The organism is Ferrovibrio terrae (assembly GCF_007197755.1).
Taxonomy (GTDB): domain Bacteria; phylum Pseudomonadota; class Alphaproteobacteria; order Ferrovibrionales; family Ferrovibrionaceae; genus Ferrovibrio; species Ferrovibrio terrae.
The window spans coordinates 3847054-3863717 of sequence record NZ_CP041636.1 but is presented as its reverse complement, the minus strand read 5'-3'; the positions used below and the strand labels follow the sequence as shown (position 1 = coordinate 3863717).

Annotated in this window: 12 protein-coding genes and 1 pseudogene; 6 read left to right on the top strand and 7 right to left on the bottom strand. The window is 65.0% G+C overall.

The features are described 5' to 3' along the window. The 5 genes from FNB15_RS18900 to FNB15_RS18880 all read right to left on the bottom strand — a co-directional run bounded on the left by FNB15_RS18900 (position 1) and on the right by FNB15_RS18880 (position 5904). The gene (locus FNB15_RS18900) at positions 1-789 is read right to left on the bottom strand and encodes a heme ABC transporter ATP-binding protein (protein WP_144258212.1); all 789 of its coding nucleotides are present in this window, start codon (positions 787-789) and stop codon (positions 1-3) included. Further along, positions 786-1835: a FecCD family ABC transporter permease gene (locus FNB15_RS18895; RefSeq protein ID WP_144258211.1), complete on the bottom strand. Its 1050-nt coding sequence runs from the start codon at positions 1833-1835 to the stop codon at positions 786-788. Before FNB15_RS18895 ends, FNB15_RS18900 begins: the two co-directional genes overlap by 4 nt. Further along, positions 1832-2725, bottom strand: coding sequence for a heme/hemin ABC transporter substrate-binding protein (locus tag FNB15_RS18890; protein WP_144258210.1), 894 nt, complete (start codon positions 2723-2725; stop codon positions 1832-1834). The genes FNB15_RS18895 and FNB15_RS18890 overlap by 4 nt, the downstream gene beginning before the upstream one ends. Next, positions 2722-3777, bottom strand: a complete 1056-nt coding sequence (locus tag FNB15_RS18885) for a hemin-degrading factor (RefSeq protein WP_144258209.1) — start codon at positions 3775-3777, stop codon at positions 2722-2724. Before FNB15_RS18885 ends, FNB15_RS18890 begins: the two co-directional genes overlap by 4 nt. 69 nt (positions 3778-3846) lie before the next feature. Beyond that, on the bottom strand, positions 3847-5904 hold the full coding sequence (locus FNB15_RS18880) for a TonB-dependent hemoglobin/transferrin/lactoferrin family receptor (RefSeq protein WP_144258208.1): 2058 nt from the start codon (positions 5902-5904) through the stop codon (positions 3847-3849). A gap of 413 nt (positions 5905-6317) precedes the next feature. Here FNB15_RS18880 and FNB15_RS18875 point away from each other — a divergent pair, with 413 nt between their 5' ends. From FNB15_RS18875 to FNB15_RS21415, 3 genes and pseudogenes are all read left to right on the top strand, one after another. After that, positions 6318-6992: a FecR domain-containing protein gene (locus FNB15_RS18875; protein WP_144258207.1), complete on the top strand. Its 675-nt coding sequence runs from the start codon at positions 6318-6320 to the stop codon at positions 6990-6992. A gap of 516 nt (positions 6993-7508) precedes the next feature. Continuing rightward, on the top strand, positions 7509-8639 hold the full coding sequence (locus FNB15_RS18870; RefSeq protein WP_144258827.1) for a type III PLP-dependent enzyme: 1131 nt from the start codon (positions 7509-7511) through the stop codon (positions 8637-8639). Between the two features lie 368 nt (positions 8640-9007). Beyond that, a pseudogene (locus FNB15_RS21415) lies at positions 9008-10501 on the top strand (PAS domain-containing sensor histidine kinase); the annotation flags it as partial. A gap of 78 nt (positions 10502-10579) precedes the next feature. Here FNB15_RS21415 and FNB15_RS18860 read toward each other — a convergent pair. Together FNB15_RS18860 and FNB15_RS18855 are read right to left on the bottom strand one after the other, a co-directional pair. Continuing rightward, positions 10580-11563: an NADPH:quinone oxidoreductase family protein gene (locus tag FNB15_RS18860; protein ID WP_144258205.1), complete on the bottom strand. Its 984-nt coding sequence runs from the start codon at positions 11561-11563 to the stop codon at positions 10580-10582. Beyond that, the gene (locus tag FNB15_RS18855; RefSeq protein ID WP_144258204.1) at positions 11560-12732 is read right to left on the bottom strand and encodes an MFS transporter; all 1173 of its coding nucleotides are present in this window, start codon (positions 12730-12732) and stop codon (positions 11560-11562) included. The genes FNB15_RS18860 and FNB15_RS18855 overlap by 4 nt, the downstream gene beginning before the upstream one ends. Before the next feature lie 109 nt (positions 12733-12841). Between FNB15_RS18855 and mtnA the strand changes: the two genes are divergently transcribed. The 3 genes from mtnA (at position 12842) to FNB15_RS18840 (ending at position 16660) form a co-directional block, all read left to right on the top strand. Continuing rightward, complete coding sequence (mtnA, locus tag FNB15_RS18850) at positions 12842-13936, top strand: S-methyl-5-thioribose-1-phosphate isomerase (protein ID WP_144258203.1); 1095 nt, start codon at positions 12842-12844, stop codon at positions 13934-13936. Positions 13937-14045: 109 nt separating this feature from the next. After that, positions 14046-16100: a bifunctional aldolase/short-chain dehydrogenase gene (locus FNB15_RS18845; RefSeq protein ID WP_144258202.1), complete on the top strand. Its 2055-nt coding sequence runs from the start codon at positions 14046-14048 to the stop codon at positions 16098-16100. After that, positions 16097-16660 carry a septation protein A gene (locus tag FNB15_RS18840; protein ID WP_144258201.1) on the top strand — a complete coding sequence of 188 codons (564 nt, stop codon included), beginning with the start codon at positions 16097-16099 and terminating at the stop codon, positions 16658-16660. The genes FNB15_RS18845 and FNB15_RS18840 overlap by 4 nt, the downstream gene beginning before the upstream one ends. Positions 16661-16664: the final 4 nt, after the last annotated feature.

Below are 16664 nucleotides of genomic sequence, written 5' to 3'. Positions count from 1 at the left end.
TTATGCGACCGCGGGCAGCGCTGGCCCGCGGATCATCAGGCAGTCGTCCACCACCTGCGATTCAACGCTGAACACGCGTCGCACCAGGTCGACATTCAGCACGCTGCGGGGATCGCCCAGCGCTTCCGTACGGCCGTCCTTCAGCACCAGCACGCGGTCGCTGTAGCGGTAGGCGAGGCTGAGGTCATGGAGTACGGCGGCGATGGCCACACCATGACGGGACATCCGGTGGGCCAGTTGCAGCACGCCGTAGGCATGCGCCAGATCGAGGCTGGCGGTTGGTTCGTCCAGCAGCAGGATCGGCGCGGCCCCATCAGTATCAAGATCGAGCTGGGCGATCACGCGGGCCAGTTGCACGCGCTGCTGCTCGCCGCCTGACAGCGTGTCATAGGCGCGCTGGGCCAGATGCAGGATATCGGCCGCTTTCAATGCGCGGTCGACGGCATGAGCATCTGCGGCTGCATCGGCGCGGTCGCGATAGGGTGCCCGGCCCAGCGTCACCACGGCGCGGACCGCCAGCGAGAAGCCAAGCCGTGAGGCCTGGGGCATCACGGCGCGGCGGCGGGCCAGAGCCAGCGGCGTCCATTGCGCCAGCATGCGGCCGTCCAGTTTCACCGAGCCCGCATCCGGTGCGAGATCGCCGGCCATCGCCGACAGCAACGTGGTCTTGCCGGCGCCATTGGGTCCGACGATGGCGAGCAGTTCGCCCTGCTGCAGGTCAAGCGATACGCCATCCAGCAACCGGCGACCGCGGCGTTCAATCCCAAGGGCTTCGACCAGCAGGCTCATGCGCTGAACCCCGCCCGCGCCCGCCAAAGCAGACTGAGGAAGACCGGCGCGCCGATCAGGCAGGTCAGCAGGCCGAGCGGCAGTTCGGCCGGGGCGACGATGGTTCGTGCCACCAGGTCGGCACCGATCAGCAATGCTGCGCCCAGGATGGCGGAGAGCGGCAGCAGCCTGCCATGCATCGGTCCAGCGATCATACGCACCACATGCGGCACCAGCAGGCCGACGAAACCCACCGTGCCGCTGACCGCCACGGCGCCACCGACCGCCAGCGCCGTGCACAGACAGGCCAGCCGCTTGACCCATTCGACGCGAAAGCCGAGATGGCCCGCCTCGCGTTCACCGAGGTTAAGCGCATCCAGCGAGCGGGCAAACCAGGGCAGGGCGAAGAAGGGTGCCAGCGCGCAGGGCGCCACCATCAGCACGGTCTGCCAGCGCGCGCCGCCGACACTGCCGAAGGTCCAGAAGGAGATGTCGCGCAGCTGGGCGTCGTTGGCGATGAAGACAAGGAACCCGGTGAGGGAAAGTGCAATGGCATTGAAGGCAATGCCGGCCAGCAGCAGCATCGGCACGACGGTGGTGCCGTTGACCAGCGCAACGCGGTAGATCATCGCGATCACCAGCAGGCCGCCGCCGAAGGCGCCGAGCGGCAGCAGCACCGGCTGCCAGCTGGGCGGGAAGATCCAGCCGGTCAGTACGATCACGCTGGCAGCCGCGACAGTGGCGCCGGCCGAGACGCCGATCAGGCTGGGATCGGCCAGCGGGTTGCGGAACAGGCCCTGCATCACGCCGCCCGAGACGCCGAGCGCCGCGCCGACCAGACCGGCCAGCAGCACGCGTGGCAGGCGCAAATAGAGGATGATGGTTTCGTGGCGGCTTTCCACAGCCTGGCCGAACAGCGTGGCGATCACCTCGCCGGGTGACAGCCTGACCGCGCCGAGACCCAGGCCGGCGATCATCGCGGCCACCAGCAGGGCGACAGCCAGGCCCAGCAACAGCGGAAAGCGCAGACGCAGCGGCGTGCCGGCCGCAGCCTCGATCGTGTTCATAGCCAGGCGCGCGCCGGCAGGGCGGGCAGTGTGCTGCCGGGATGCAATATCGCCGCCAGGTCGCGCGCCGCATGGGCGATGCGCGGTCCCAGGCCCAGCATGTAGAGCGTGTCCATGGTGTAAATGCGGCCGGCGCGACCGGCGGTGGTTTGTGCCAGCGCCGGCAGTTTGGTGATGCCGTCTTTGCCGCCCAGCGCCTCGAAGGAATGATCGGGCAGCAGGATGGCATCGGGATCGGCAGCCAGCGCCGCCTCGGCGTTCAGCGGTTTGAAACTCTTGTAATCGGTGACGACATTTTGCGCGCCAGCCAGCCGCAGCATGGCATCGGAGGCGGTCTCCCGGCCGCCCGCGAGGACGGCGCCATTGCTGGTGCTCAGCACGAACAACACGCGTGGCCGCCGCAGCGGGGCCACCATACGCTGCACCGCCTGCAGGTCGGCCTCGACGGTGGCGGCCAGGGCCTTGCCTTCGGGCTGGCGGCCGACGGCATCGGCGATGGCCAGGATCTTTTTCGGCACCGCCGGTTCGATATAGCTCTCGGGCACCACCAGCATCGGCACCTTGGTACCGCGCAGTTGCGCCATCGTCGTCGGTGGGCCGGCCTGGTCGGAGAGGATGATCAGGTCAGGCGACAGCGACAGGATCCCTTCGGCACCCAGCGTGCGCAGGTAGCCGATCTGCGGCAGGCTGCGCACCGTCGCCGGATGCAGGCTGGTCTGGTCGACGCCCACCAGTTGGTCGCCTGCGCCGAGCGCGACGACGATCTCGGTCAATGCGCCACCCGCCACGACGATCCGCCGCGGCGTGTTGGCAAAGGCGGCATGCGGCAGGGTGGCCGCCGCGGCGAATGCCGTGGCGAGCAGCCGGCGACGGGACAGTCGCGTCATCATGCTGCAGCCTTGGTCACCAGGGATTCAGCCAGCGCGCGCCATTCAGCCAGCTCCGGATTGCCCGGCTTGCGCTTGCCAAAGAAGGAGACGATCAGCTCGCCATCCTTGTCGAACAGTTCCAGCGAGGTGACGGTGCCATCCACGCTGGGCTTGCGCACCAGCCAGCTCGACACGATCGCGTCCTCGCGCAGATGCAAATTGAACATCGGATCGAGCACGTTGAACCACGGACCGGTCGGCACCAGGCGTTTCACGGTGCCGGTATGAATCTGGATCATGCCCGGATTGCCGACGAAGACCATGATCGGCAGTTCGCTGGCCGCGGCGGCCTCCAGCATGCGACGGGCGCTGTCGTTCGAGACCGGTTCGGCAAATTCGCGGCCGGCGAGGCGGAAGGCCTGCTCGCGCGCCACCTTGTGCTTGCGCAGCAGCGGGAAGAAGTCGTGCGTGTCCTGCAGCGCAGCCCAAGCGGCACGCAGCGATGCGGTGTCGATGTCGCTGTCAGGCGCGGGGGCGGCTTTTGGCTTGGCCGGGACGATCGCCAGGTCGGCCGACTGCTCGGTTGCGCGGAAGACTTCGGCAATGGCCTGGAAGGCTGCTGTGTTGGTTTTCTCGGTGGCGTAAATCTTGTGCACGGCGCGCCCGGCACCATCGAAGAACTGCAGGCTGCTGCGCGGGCCGGCCTTGGTATCTTCGCTGACGGCAAAGCCATGCGCCCAGGGGCCGAAGAAGATGCGCAGATCGATATCCTCGCCGAGGATCAGCCCGACATGGCCGTTGCCCTCGACTGACAATTCGCCATAGACGCCATGGCGCTCATGTACGATGGAGTCATTGCGCGTCAGCGCCATCACTTCGCCGACCTTGCTCACGGCGCTAATGATTTCGGACCATGGGCCGCGCAGACGAGTGACTCCGCTGCCCAGTCGGGTGGCAAGCAGTTCGGCTTCGGAAACGCCCAGTTTCAGCGCGGCGTCGCGGATACGCAGGTTGGGTTCGGCGGCACGCAGTTCGGCCCAACGTGCGGTAAGGGAATTCGATTGGCTGGTCATCACGGTCACCTCATTCAAGCAGTGGAACGAAAAAACCGGCCGGCAGAGGGGACTGCCGGCCGGCCGAAATCAGAAGCCTTTGGTGTAGCTGACGGAGATGCGGTAATCGCGGCCTTCCTCATAGAGGTTGCTCAAATGGCGGCGATAGGTCTTGTCGAACATGTTCTCGACACCGGCGTCGACACGGAAGCCATCGAGCCAGTCCTGCATCGGGAACCAGGTCATGAACACGCCATGCACGGTGTAGCCGTTGGTGCGCACAACAGTGGCCTCGACGCCGGCGGCATTGTTGGTGCCACTGACACGATTCTGTTCGGCGACGAGTTCGGCCTTATAGCCAAAACGCAGGCCATATTCGGGCAGCTTGCCTCCGATGGTCGCCATCACCTTGTCGGCAGGAATGGAGTCGACAGGCCGGTTGGTGTTGTTGTTCTCGCCGCGGATGCGTGACAGGCCGATGCTGGTGAAGGCCCGGTTGGTGTCATACATCAGCTCCGATTCCACGCCCTGGATCGTCGCATCGTTGATGTTGGTATAGGTCGATGTCGTCGCCCCGACGATCAGTTCGATCAGATCGTCGGCCTTCGTGTGGAAGTAAGTGGTGTTGAGGCGCAGCTTGTCGCCCGCCATCGCCACGTTGTCGAACTTCAGGCGCACGCCGCCTTCCGTGGTCAGGGTCTTTTCCGGCCGCAGGTTCGGATTGGAGACAAAGTTGTTGCCGAAGAAATGCTGGCCGGCGACAAAGGCCTCGGTCATCGATGGTGCGCGGAAGGCCTTGCCGTAGGATCCGTAGAAGCCCAGCCAGTTCAGCGCCTGCCAGGTGGCGCCGATCTTCGGCGACACTGCGCTTTCCTCGAAATCCGGAATGGCGGAGGATTCGCGTTTGTAGGTGTCATAGCGTACCGCTGGCGACACAGTCAGGCCGGGCAGCAGCGTGATCTCATCCTGCAGGTAATAGCCGGTCACTTCGCCGCCGGCGCTGGGGAAGGTGGAACGGACGCCGCCGTTGCGCAGGCCGAGCTGATCGTCGTTGAAGTAGTCTGTGCCGACTGTGACGGCGTGGTTCACGCTGCCCATAACAAAGCGGGAGGTATTGTAGGCGTCGAAGCCCCAGGTTGTGAGCGATGACTCGTCCAGGCGGGCCGGGGTCGCTGGGATCACGCGGTCTTCACGCACATCGAGCTGGTTGTTGTATGCCCGGATGGTCGGATTGATCAGCGGCACGTCCGGGTTGGCGTAAGCATAAGTGCCGGCCCATGTCGTCATGGTCGTATAGCGGTTGACGACGGGGTTGCTGGTGGCGGTCGGCACGGCGTCCAGGTTGGTCGGCGCCTGCGTATCCTCATTGAACTTGATCAGGCTGGCTGACAGCTTGTTGAATTCGTCCGGACGGATCGTTGCCTTGAAGAAGGTGTCGTGCATGTCGGCTGCCGAGTAGTCCAGCTCCCGTCCGCCGCCCTGCTGCAGGGTTCCGCTGTCGCGGAACGAGAAGTTGGCGACAAGGTCGACCTTGTCCTGGATGCGGCCGAAGGCGCCGGCGCTGTAGTAATTCTCACGCTGCACCGAGCTGTAGCCATACTTGGTGCGGAAGCCGACGGTCTCGCCGCTATCCAGGAAGTCCGAGGCGTCCTTGGTTTCCATCGACACCACGCCGCCGATGGCACCGGAGCCGTGCAGGGCGGAGTTGCTGCCACGCACCACTTCCACCTGGCGCAGCAGTTCGGGATCGAGGAAGAAGCGGCCCTTGTGGCCGGCGTCGAAATTCTGGCGCGCGCCGTCCAGCGTAGTGACCACGCGCTGGCCGCCGAAGCCGCGGATATTGATGTCCTGACCGGTCCGGCGCGGACCGCCCTGCATCTCCACGCCGGGCATGCCACGGAAGATGTCTTCCATCTTGGAGGCGCCGCGGCTTTCGATATCGCTGCTGTCGATCACCGTCACATTGGCGGGAACCTCATCCGCGCTATGGGCGGTCTTGGTTGCTGTCACCGTGATCGGTGACAGCATCATATCCGCCACCTGTTGTGCCTGAGCCGACTGCAGGGCCGTCGTGCCGAGCAGGACGGAAGCAATCGCCAGACCGCTGAACGGCAGGGTGCGGAAAGAGCGGGATTCGGATGCAGTCACGGTACTTCCCCATATCTGGCCGGCGGTAATGGCCGGCTCGGCAAACTGTTGATGCGAGCTGGGTGTCGGACGTGGGGCATCGCCGGCGCCAGCTATGGAGGTGTCATAATTCCAACGGCCAAGTTTTGCAACTACGACTCATTATCAATAGCAAAGAATTGTTTCTGGCAAATTCAGCGCAGAATACCGGGCTTAATGGTTCGGACTGGCCCGGGAAGGCCCCCATCGGTTCGAAACCTATCCGGGGCCGGGGGAGGCGTTGCCCGGAGCCTATTGTTGCGGCCAGAGACGGGAGCGGCGATTGGGAGGTCAACGGCAGGCTGCGCCACAGACCAACTCGTATCCACCATCACAGCATTCCGGGCGGTAACGCGACATAGTCGGCGCATTCCGACAACCCGAGGTGCCGTGTCATGGCTGCCATGCTTCTTCGCCGCGTTTTACGCGTTTCTCTCACTCTCACCGTTGCCGCTGCTGCCGGCATCGCCGCCTCGGTCTGGGTCGGGAAGGCGCATGCTGCCTCCGACCTGAATGGCAGCCCGACCGCCGCCACGGCGATCGCCGCCGTGCGCGCCGCGCCGCGGGTGGTGGGGCAGGAGAGTCGCCGTGGCCTGCCCATCGTGCTGGGCAACCGGCTGGTCAGCGGCCCCGGCTCGGGGCTGAAGTTCACCCTTGACGACCGCACCACCGTCATCATCGGCCCGAACAGCGCCATCACTGTGGACGAGTTTGCCGCCGACCGGGTGGTGCTGCGGGTCGAACGCGGCAGCTTCCACCTCGATTCCGCCAATCCCGGCAATGTCTATGTTGTGCTGCCGGGCGGCACCGTGACGGTGAAGGCCGCCACCGTGGGCGGTCGTATCCTGCCCGATTGTGCCGAGGTGGCGCTGCTCAGCGTCGGCCGTGTCGACGTCGCCGCCCCTGCGGGTGGCAGTGTGCGGCTGGACAAGATCGGCGACTTCACCCGGCTGACCGGCTACGCCGCGCCGAGCCAGCCGACACAGTTGCCGCCGCATCGCCTGCAGGATTTCGTCGGCCTCACCAGCCAGATTGCCCTGCGCGCCAATCTGGGCGCGCCCAGATTATAGGGCGCTGACGCGCAGCGGCGGCGACAGACTCGGCCGCGCGATCCGAGCGGCTGCCACCCTTCGCGACGTCACAAAGCCCGCTGCGGCCCGCTTCCGGCACCGCTTATCAAATTTTTATCTGCCGCTGCCGGCGTCGCCACGCGACGCCGGGCACGGGTGGAGAGATGAGAGAAAGCCGCAATTGATGCGGCTTTCTTCGTACTCGGCTGCAGCATCGCCGCGGCGGTGCTGTGACGTGCAGAACACGGTGCCGGCAAAAAATTTTTGGGCGGGGGGAATTTCCTATTGCAATGGGGGCGCGATGATGTAAATACCGCTTTCAACGACGCACCCGCACGTGCCGATGGCCCCTGGCAGGTTATGCAACGACGAACGCGTCCTTTTTGGTCGCACAGCGCTTGAGCTGTGCCGGTTTAAAGCCGGTCCGAGAGGGAGGTTTCGATGCTTGCAGCCGCTGGCCGCACCAATACCCGTCTGCGACGTTCCGCCGCAAAGTCCCGTATTGAGCAGGGTCAACTGACCCCGAAGCTCCAGCGTTTCCTCGCCGAGGCGAAGGACACCGAGCCGTTCGTGGTCGTCGATGTCGACGTCGTCGAGCAGAACTACCGCGAACTGCGCCGCCTGCTGCCGCTGGCCAAGGTCTACTACGCCATCAAGGCGAACCCGGCCCCGGAAATCCTGCGCCGCCTGCGCACGCTCGGCTCGAGTTTCGACACGGCCTCGGCCAACGAGATCCAGCAGTGCATGGACCAGGGCGTCAGCACCGACCGCATCTCCTTCGGCAACACCATCAAAAAGAAGCGCGACATCGCCTGGGCTTTCGAGCAGGGCGTGCGCCTGTACGCTTTCGACTCGCTCTGCGAACTGCAGAAGCTGGCCGAACTGGCGCCGGGCTCGCAGGTTTTTTGCCGCGTGCTGATGGAATGCGAAGGCGCCGAATGGCCGCTGTCGAAGAAATTCGGCTGCGCTCCCCGCATGGCCGCCGACCTTCTGGTCAAGGCGCGCGAGCTGGGTCTGGACCCCTATGGCATTTCCTTCCATGTCGGCTCACAGCAGACCGACCTGAACCAGTGGGACAAGGCGGTTGCCCAGGTCTCGCAGATGTTCAGCGTGCTGCAGCAGGCCGATGTCGACCTGCGCATGGTCAATCTCGGCGGCGGTTTCCCGGCGCGGTATCGCACCGACATCCCGATGCTGGAAGCCTATGCCCAGGCGATCAGCGACGCGATGACCAAGCATTTCGGCAACAAGATCCCCGAGATGATCATCGAGCCGGGCCGTGGTCTGGTGGGCGATGCCGGCGTGATCCAGGCTGAGGTCGTGCTGATCTCCGAGAAGGACTACGACGACGACCGTCGCTGGGTCTACCTCGACATCGGCAAGTTCTCCGGTCTGGCCGAGACCATGGACGAGGCGATCAAGTACCGCATCCTGACCCCGCGCGACGGTGGCCCGACCGGCCGCGTGTCGCTCGCCGGTCCGAGCTGCGACAGCGCCGACATCCTGTACGAGAAAGCTGAATACCAGATGCCGCTGGCGCTGGAAGTCGGCGACAAGATCCAGATCCTGTCCACCGGCGCCTACACGACGACCTATTCGTCGGTCGGCTTCAACGGCTTCCCGCCGCTGAAGAGCTACTGCATCTAAGCACGCCGTTTCAGACGGATTTGCTGGGTTCGAAAGGGCCGGTTGCGCGAGCAGCCGGCCTTTTTTCTTGGTTTTTGCTACCTGAGTGCGCATAACGCACGCTCCAGACCCTACTGCAGCTTATCTAAATCCCATTACCGCCAGTGAAATTGCCGCTTTTCTGTTGCGGCAGCGCTCCGCCTGTGTGACAAATTTTGCGCTCGAAAAACGCGTATAAAGATAAGAATCGGCTTAACAGGTCGGGAGCTTGGTGGGATGCAGCGGTTGCAGTGCCGTTGGGATGCAAGCTTGCCGCACCGGCCGGGCCAACGGGCTGCGCGAACAGGGGGAGAGCGGTGACACAGCCGCCATTCGGCGAGGACAGGTTCATGGCGGCGCTGGCGCGTCATCGCGACGCCGTGGAAGAGACCCCCGAAGCCGCCGTTACTGAAAATCACCTGCTGCATGCAGCCCTCGACACGATGGGCGAGGGCTTTGCCGTCTGGGACGCCGGCCCCAATCTGGTGCAGTTCAATCGTCGCCTGCCGGATCTGTTCGGCCTGCCCGCCGACCTGCTGCGGCCGGGCCTGCCGGCGAAGGAATTCCTCGGCCTGCTGGTGTCGCGCGGTGTGCTGACCATCCGCGCCGAAGAGGCCTCGGCCTGGATCAACGCCTATATCGATGCTTCGACCCGCGCCGACCGCAAGCAGGAGGTGCGTCTGACCGACGGCACCTGGCTGAATTTCGACTGGCGCCGGCTGCCCAGCACGGATGGCAGCATCGGCTATGTCTCGGTCTTCACCGACATCACCGTACGCAAGCGCGCCCAGATCCGCCTGCGCCAGGCCGAAGCCAAGTACCGACAGATTTTCGACAACGTGCATGAAGGCATTATCCAGGTGACGCCCGAAGGCCGCGTGCTGGCGATCAATCGCGCCGGCGCTGCCATCTTCGGGTTTTCGTCACCGGAAGAAATGCTCGCCACTGTCACTCGCGCCGGCGATCAGCTTTACGTGAACCCCGAGCGCCGCAAGGAACTGCTCAAGCATCTCGAACGCCACGGTCTGGCGCGCGACTTCCGTTCTGAGATGCGCCGGCGCGACGGCAACTCCGTCTGGGTCTCCAAGACGCTGCGCCGCGTCACCGACGAGACCGGCAACCTGGTGATGATCGAGGGCATGTTCCGCGATGTCAGCCTGCAGCGCCGCAACGAGCAGCAACTGATGCTGGCCAAGGAACAGGCCGAAGACGCCAACCGCGCCAAGTCCGACTTCCTCGCCAATATGAGCCACGAACTGCGCACGCCGCTCAATGCCATCCTCGGCTTCAGCCAGGTGCTGATGGACGAGATGATGGGCCCGCTCGGCAACGCCAAGTACCGCGAATACTGCCGCGACATCGTGCTGAGCGGCGAGCATCTGCTGGCGCTGATCAACGACATCCTCGATATGGCCAAGGTCGAATCCGGCAAGATGTCGCTGGACGAGGAATGGGTCGATCTGAACGAAAGCCTGGAGGCGGCCCTGCTGCTGGTGCGCGAGCGCGCCGCCAGCAGCCGCATCACCATGACCCGGAAGGTACCCGATCCGGCGCCAGCGTTATGGGGCGATATGCGCCGCCTGCGTCAGGTCTGGATCAATCTGGTCAGCAATGCGGTCAAGTTCACGCCGCAGGGCGGCAGCGTGGAACTGCGCTGCGAAATCCTGGCCGATGGCCGGCTGGAAATCGCCGTCACCGATACCGGCATCGGCATCGCCGAGGAAGACATTGAACGCGTGCAGCAGCCGTTCAGCCAGGTGGCCAATGCGCTGTCGCGCAGCCACGAAGGCACCGGTCTGGGCCTGTCGCTGTCGCGCAGCCTGGTTGAGTTGCATGGCGGCGAGCTGTTCATCGAAAGCCGGCTGGGCGAGGGCACCACGGTGAGCGTCACCCTGCCGCCCGAACGCCATCGTCCGGGACCTTTAGCGGGGCTGCAGAACCAGTTTGCCGGTGGCTTTGCGATCAGCGAGCTGGCGCAGGGCAGCGGCAGCTTCCTCCAGCCGGTAGACGCCGGCGATCAGCGGCCGACCTCGCTCGCCGCTGATTGAAGACGGGCCGACTAACCAGTCTCTCAGTCCCTGATCCATCGCTTTGGCGGCAGCGGGCACCCGGCGCGCCTGTTCGCCGGCCCGCACGCCGATCAGTTCGGCTTCCTTCAGCAGCAGGCGATTGGCCGACGGCCGTGGAATGGCCCCGCCGGCAAAGCCGACCACCAGCCAGCGTCCGCCGGGTTTGAGCGCGCGCCAGGCGGTGCCGAACATCTCGCCGCCGACAGGATCGAAGACCACATCGGCCTGCACGGTCTTTTCCCAGCCTTCCACGGCAGGATCGATGCAAAGCGTCGCGCCGGCTTTCTGTGCCGCCGCGCGCTTTTCCGCTGATGACGCCACCGCGATCACCTGTGTGCCGCTCTGTACGCCCAGCGTGATGGCCGCCAGGCCGGTCCCGCCACCGGCACCCAGCACCAGCAGCGTCTCGCCGGCCTGCAGCCGTCCGCGCCACAGCAGCGCGATCCAGGCCGTGCTGGCGCAGACGGGAAAGGCGGCGGCCTCGGCCCAACTCCAGTCCGCCGGTTTGGGCAACAGGGCATTGACGGGCGCGACAAGTTCTTCGGCGTAACAGCCGGTGCCGCGCAGAAGCACGGCGTCGCCGGTGTTCCAGCCAGTCACGTCAGCAGCGGTCTCGATAATCTCGCCGGCGGCCTCGAAGCCCGGCACGAATGGCAGCGGCGGCTTGTGCTGGTACTCGCCGGCCACCTGCAGAAGATCCGGGAAGTTGACGCCGGCGGCGCGCACGGAGAGGCGCACTTCACCAGAGCGCAGCGGTTGGCGCGGCAGGTCCGCCAGCTCCAGCACGTCAGGCGACCCGAGGCAGCGGACCAGCATGGCGCGGTAGCTGCCAGTCATGATGGATCCTTCGGATTGATTGAACGCCAGCCCAGCGCCAGCGTGACGATCAGGAGGGCGCCACCGATCCAGTAGGGCACGTTGATGCCGATGCGGTCGAACAGCCAGCCGCCCCAGAGTGGTCCGAAGGTGCGGCCCAGAGCCGCCAGCGATTCCATGGTGCCGAGCGCAATGCCCTGCTGTGTGACTTCAGCGCTGCGCGAGGCCAGGCTGTTGATGGTGGGGCCGATCATCGCCACGCCGGAGGCGGTGAGAATGATCGACAGGCCCATCATCGGCGTGGAGACGATCCAGTGTGCCATCGCCGTGCCGGCGGCGAGGTTGATCATGCCCATGGTCAGCAGCTTGCGCTCGCCGAACAGCCGGGTCAGTGGCCCGATCAGGAAGCCCTGCATGCAGAGCACGATGGTGCCGATGAAAGTGAAGGCGATGCCGACTTCATAGGCATGCCAGTCGAGCCGCGCGGCGGAGAACAGCGGGAACAGCACTTCGACCTGGGAAAACACGAAGTTGATGCTGAAGTTGATCGCGATCAGCGCCAGCACCACGCGGTTGAGCTGCGACAGCGGTGCGAAGGGGTTGCGCCATAACCTCAGGCCGGTCAGTGGTTGCGCCGCGCCCGGCCGGGTTTCACGCACGGTGAAGAACGCCAGCACGAGCGCGATGCCCGACGTGGCGGCGGCGGCCATGGCGGGCAGGGCATAGTTCGGCTGCAGCGGATCGGGGCCGATCAGCAGGCCGCCGATCAGCGGACCCAGGATCATGCCGATACCGAAAGCGCCGCCGATCAGGCCCATGCCGCGGGCGCGCTGCTCGGGCGGCGTGCTGTCGGCGATGATGGCGCGGGCAATCGAAATCTTGCCGCTGCCGATGCCGGCCACGGTGCGCGCGAGGAAAATGCCGAGCAGGCTGTCGGCTGAGGCCAGCCAGACATAGCCGATCACGGTGAGCACCATGCAGCAGAGGAAAACCGGGCGGCGTCCCAGGCGGTCGGAAAGGCCGCCCAGCGGTGTGGCGGACAGGAACTGTGCAATGGAGAACACGGCCGCCAAAAAGGCGATGGTGACCGGAGATGCGCCGAAACTGGTGGCATAAAACGGCAGCAACGGCAGGATCAGCCCGAAGCCGATCAGGTCGATCACGACAGTCAGCAGCAGGACTGGCAACATTCAGCGAAACCTGTGTGACAAGGCGGCTTTTGGCCGGCATCCGGCATTGCCCCACAGGGCCGGGTCCGCTACTTTCCGCGCGATTTTCGGGCCATTTGCAGGGCGGGACATGAAGGTTAAGGGCGTAGCTTACCGCACGATCTGGGTCAACGGCGACGGCTGGTCGGTCGGCATCATCGACCAGACCAAGCTGCCGCATGCCTTTGTGACCACGAACCTGACCTCGTGGGAAGAGGCGGCGCATGCGATCAAGGCGATGATCGTGCGCGGCGCCCCGCTGATCGGCGCCACCGGCGCCTATGGTCTGGCGCTGGCGATGCGAGCCGATCCCTCGGATGCGATGCTGGAAAAGGCCCACACGGTCATCAACGAGACGCGGCCGACGGCGATCAACCTGAAATGGGCACTGGATCGCGTGCGCAACGCGCTGCACAACCAGCCGACGTCCAGCCGCGCCGCGATTGCCTATCAGGTCGCGGCCGAGATCGCCGATGACGATGTGGCAACCTGCTCCTCGATCGGCGACCACGGCCTGAAGATCATCGACGCGCTGTATGAAAAGGCCGGGCGCAAGCGCACGATCAATATCCTGACCCACTGCAACGCCGGCTGGCTCGCCACGGTGGATTGGGGCACCGCGATTGCGCCGATCTACAAGGCGCATGACGCCGGCATCCCCGTGCATGTCTGGGTCGACGAGACGCGGCCGCGTAACCAGGGCGCATCGCTCACCGCCTGGGAACTGAACAGCCATGGCGTGCCGCATACCGTGATCGTCGACAATGCCGGGGGCCACCTGATGCAGCATGGCAGCGTCGATATGTGCATCGTCGGCACCGACCGAACCACGCGCGAAGGCGATGTCTGCAACAAGATCGGCACGTATCTGAAGGCGCTGGCCGCGCATGACAATGGCGTGCCCTTCTACGTGGCGCTGCCGCATTCCACCATCGACTGGACCATCCGCGACGGCGTGAAGGAAATTCCCATCGAGGAGCGCGCGCAGGAAGAGGTCACCGTGATGAGCGGCCGGACCTCAGACGGCGAGATCGTGCCGGTGACCATCACGCCGGAAGGCAGCAAGGCCGCCAATTTCGGCTTCGACGTCACGCCGGCGCGTCTGGTCACCGGCCTGATCACCGAACGCGGCGTCTGCGCGGCGTCGGAAGCTGGTTTGACGAAACTGTACCCCGAGTTTGCGTAGTCAGTCCGTCGCTGCCGCGAAAGCGGGAGCCCAGTCTTTCGGTTGCCGGATTCCCGCTTGCGCGGGAATGACGAGTTAAATTTTGACGTTGGAAGTTAGGAACTGCCCCATGAAGAATCTCTGGTCCGACCGCGACGCCAAGGCGGCGATTGCCCATTACGCCAAGCAGGGCGTGAACCGGGATCTGGCTTTGCGCACCTACACGACCCGCCTGCTCGGCGGCGTGCCCGACCTGGTGCAGCATGGCGGCGGCAATACCTCGGTGAAGACCTCGATGCCAGATCCGCTCGGCAAGCCGGTGGATGTGCTCTGCGTCAAGGGGTCTGGCTGGGACATGGCGGTGATCGAACCGCCGGGTCTGCCCGCGGTGCGCCTGGCGCCGTTGCAGGAGCTGATTGCCCTGAAGCAGCTGACCGACGAAGACATGGTCAACATCCAGCGCTGCAACCTGCTGGATAGCACGTCTCCCAATCCGTCGGTCGAAACGCTGTTCCACGCATTCCTGCCGCACAAGTTCATCGACCACACCCATGCCTCGGCGGTGCTGGCGATCACCGATCAGCCCGACGGTGATGCCATCTGCAAGAAGCTTTATGGAAATCGCGTTGCGCTGGTGGACTACGAGATGCCCGGCTTCGGCCTCGCCAAGAAGGCGGCGGCGGCGTTCAAGGCCAACCCGGAGTGTCAGGGCCTGATCCTGCTCAAGCACGGCATCTTCACCTTCGCCGAGACGGCGAAGGAGGCCTACGACCTGATGATCGAATTCGTCTCGAAGGCCGAGCGTCATCTGGCCAAGGGCAAAAAGACGGTATTCACGCCGGCGCGTGCACTGCCCAAGAAGCTGGCCGCTGCCGAAGATGTGCTGCCGATCCTGCGCGGCCTGCTCAGCATTCCGGGCAACGATGACGGCGCTGTTACGCGCTGGGTCTTCAACCTGCGCGACAGCGCCGAGATCCAGGCCTTTGCGCGCGGCAAGGATGTGATGCGTTACAGCCAGGCCGGCACGGTGACGCCGGATCACGTGATCCGCACCAAGCCCTGGCCGCTGGTGCTGCCGGCCGCCGAAGCCGGCAAGCTCGACGCCTTCAAGGCCGAGGCGAAGAAGGTGGTCGATGCCTATATCAAGAAATACACGGCCTACTTCGAGCGCCACAATGCCAAGGCGGTGCCGAAGAAGATCATGCTCGATCCGATGCCGCGCGCGCTGCTGATCCCGGGCCTTGGTCTGGTCGGCGTCGGCAAGACCCGCAAGGATGCCGTGATCGCCGGTGATGTGGCCGAGATGGCGGTCAGCATCATCACTAAAGCCGAAGCCATCGGGCGGTTCACGAGTATCAAGGAACGCGACATTTTCGATGTCGAATACTGGTCGCTGGAACAGGCCAAGCTGGGCAAGGGCGGCGAGAAGCCGCTGTCGCGTCAGGTCGTGGTTGTCACCGGTGGTGCGGGCGCGATTGGCGCGGCTACCGCCAAGGCGATGGCGGCTGAGGGCGCCGAAGTTGCGGTCTTCGATCTCGATGGCGCCAAGGCCACTGAAATTGCCAAGAAGCTCGGCGGCATCGGCGTGGCCTGCGATGTCACCGACCCGAAGGCGGTGCAGGCGGCTTTCGCGAAAGTCGCGCAGCATTTCGGCGGCGTCGATATCGTCGTCTCCAATGCCGGCAATGCCTGGGGCGGCAAGATCGGCGATGTCTCCGACGAATTGCTGCGCAAGTCCTTCGAGCTGAACTTCTTCAGCCACCAGGCGGTGGCGCAAGCGGCCGTGAAGATCATGCTGGCGCAGACAACCGGCGGCTGCCTGCTGTTCAACGCGTCCAAGCAGGCAGTCAATCCGGGCCTCGATTTCGGCCCGTATGGTTTGCCGAAAGCCGCGACGCTGTTCCTGTCGCGCCAGTATGCGCTGGATTACGGCGCGCAGGGTATCCGGTCATCAGCCGTGAATGCCGACCGCATCCGCTCCGGCCTGCTGACCGACGAGATGGTGGCCAAGCGCTCCAAGGCGCGCGGCGTGTCCGAGAAGGATTACATGTCGGGGAATCTTCTTGCCCGTGAAGTGAAGGCCGCCGATGTGGCGCAGGCCTTCGTACAGCTGGCCGTCGCCGCCAAGACGACCGCAGCGGTGGCCACGGTGGATGGCGGCAATATCGCGGCGGCTCTGCGGTGACCGAACGCACCGCACCGCGCTGGCTGCAGCCCGCCACCGAATACGGGCCGCTGGCGCTGTTCTTCGTGGTCTATCTCGGCAAGGGCCTGATGCCGGCGACGGCGGCATTGCTGGTGGCCACCGTTGTGGGCCTGGTGTTGTCGTGGCTGCTCCTGCGACGCCTGCCGTGGCTGGCGGTCATCGCAGCAGCCGGCGTCGGCATCTTCGGCGGGCTGACTCTGTGGTTGCAGGATGACAGCTTCATCAAGATGAAACCGACTATCGTGAATGCGATCTTCGCCGCGATCCTGCTTGGTGGACTTGTCGTCGGCAAACTTCCGCTACAGAAAGTGCTCGGCAAGTCGATCACGGTGAGCGAGGCCGGCTGGCGTGCGCTCTCCTTGCGCTGGGGGCTGTTCTTCATCCTGCTGGCGGTGCTCAACGAGGCGGTCTGGCGCACGCAGAGCGAGGAGTTCTGGGTCGGCTTCAAGGTCTTCGGTCTGATCGGCCTGACCGTGCTGTTCTCGGTCGCGCAGCTGCCGCTGATCCGCCGGCACTGGACCGGGCCGGAGCAGGACTGAACGG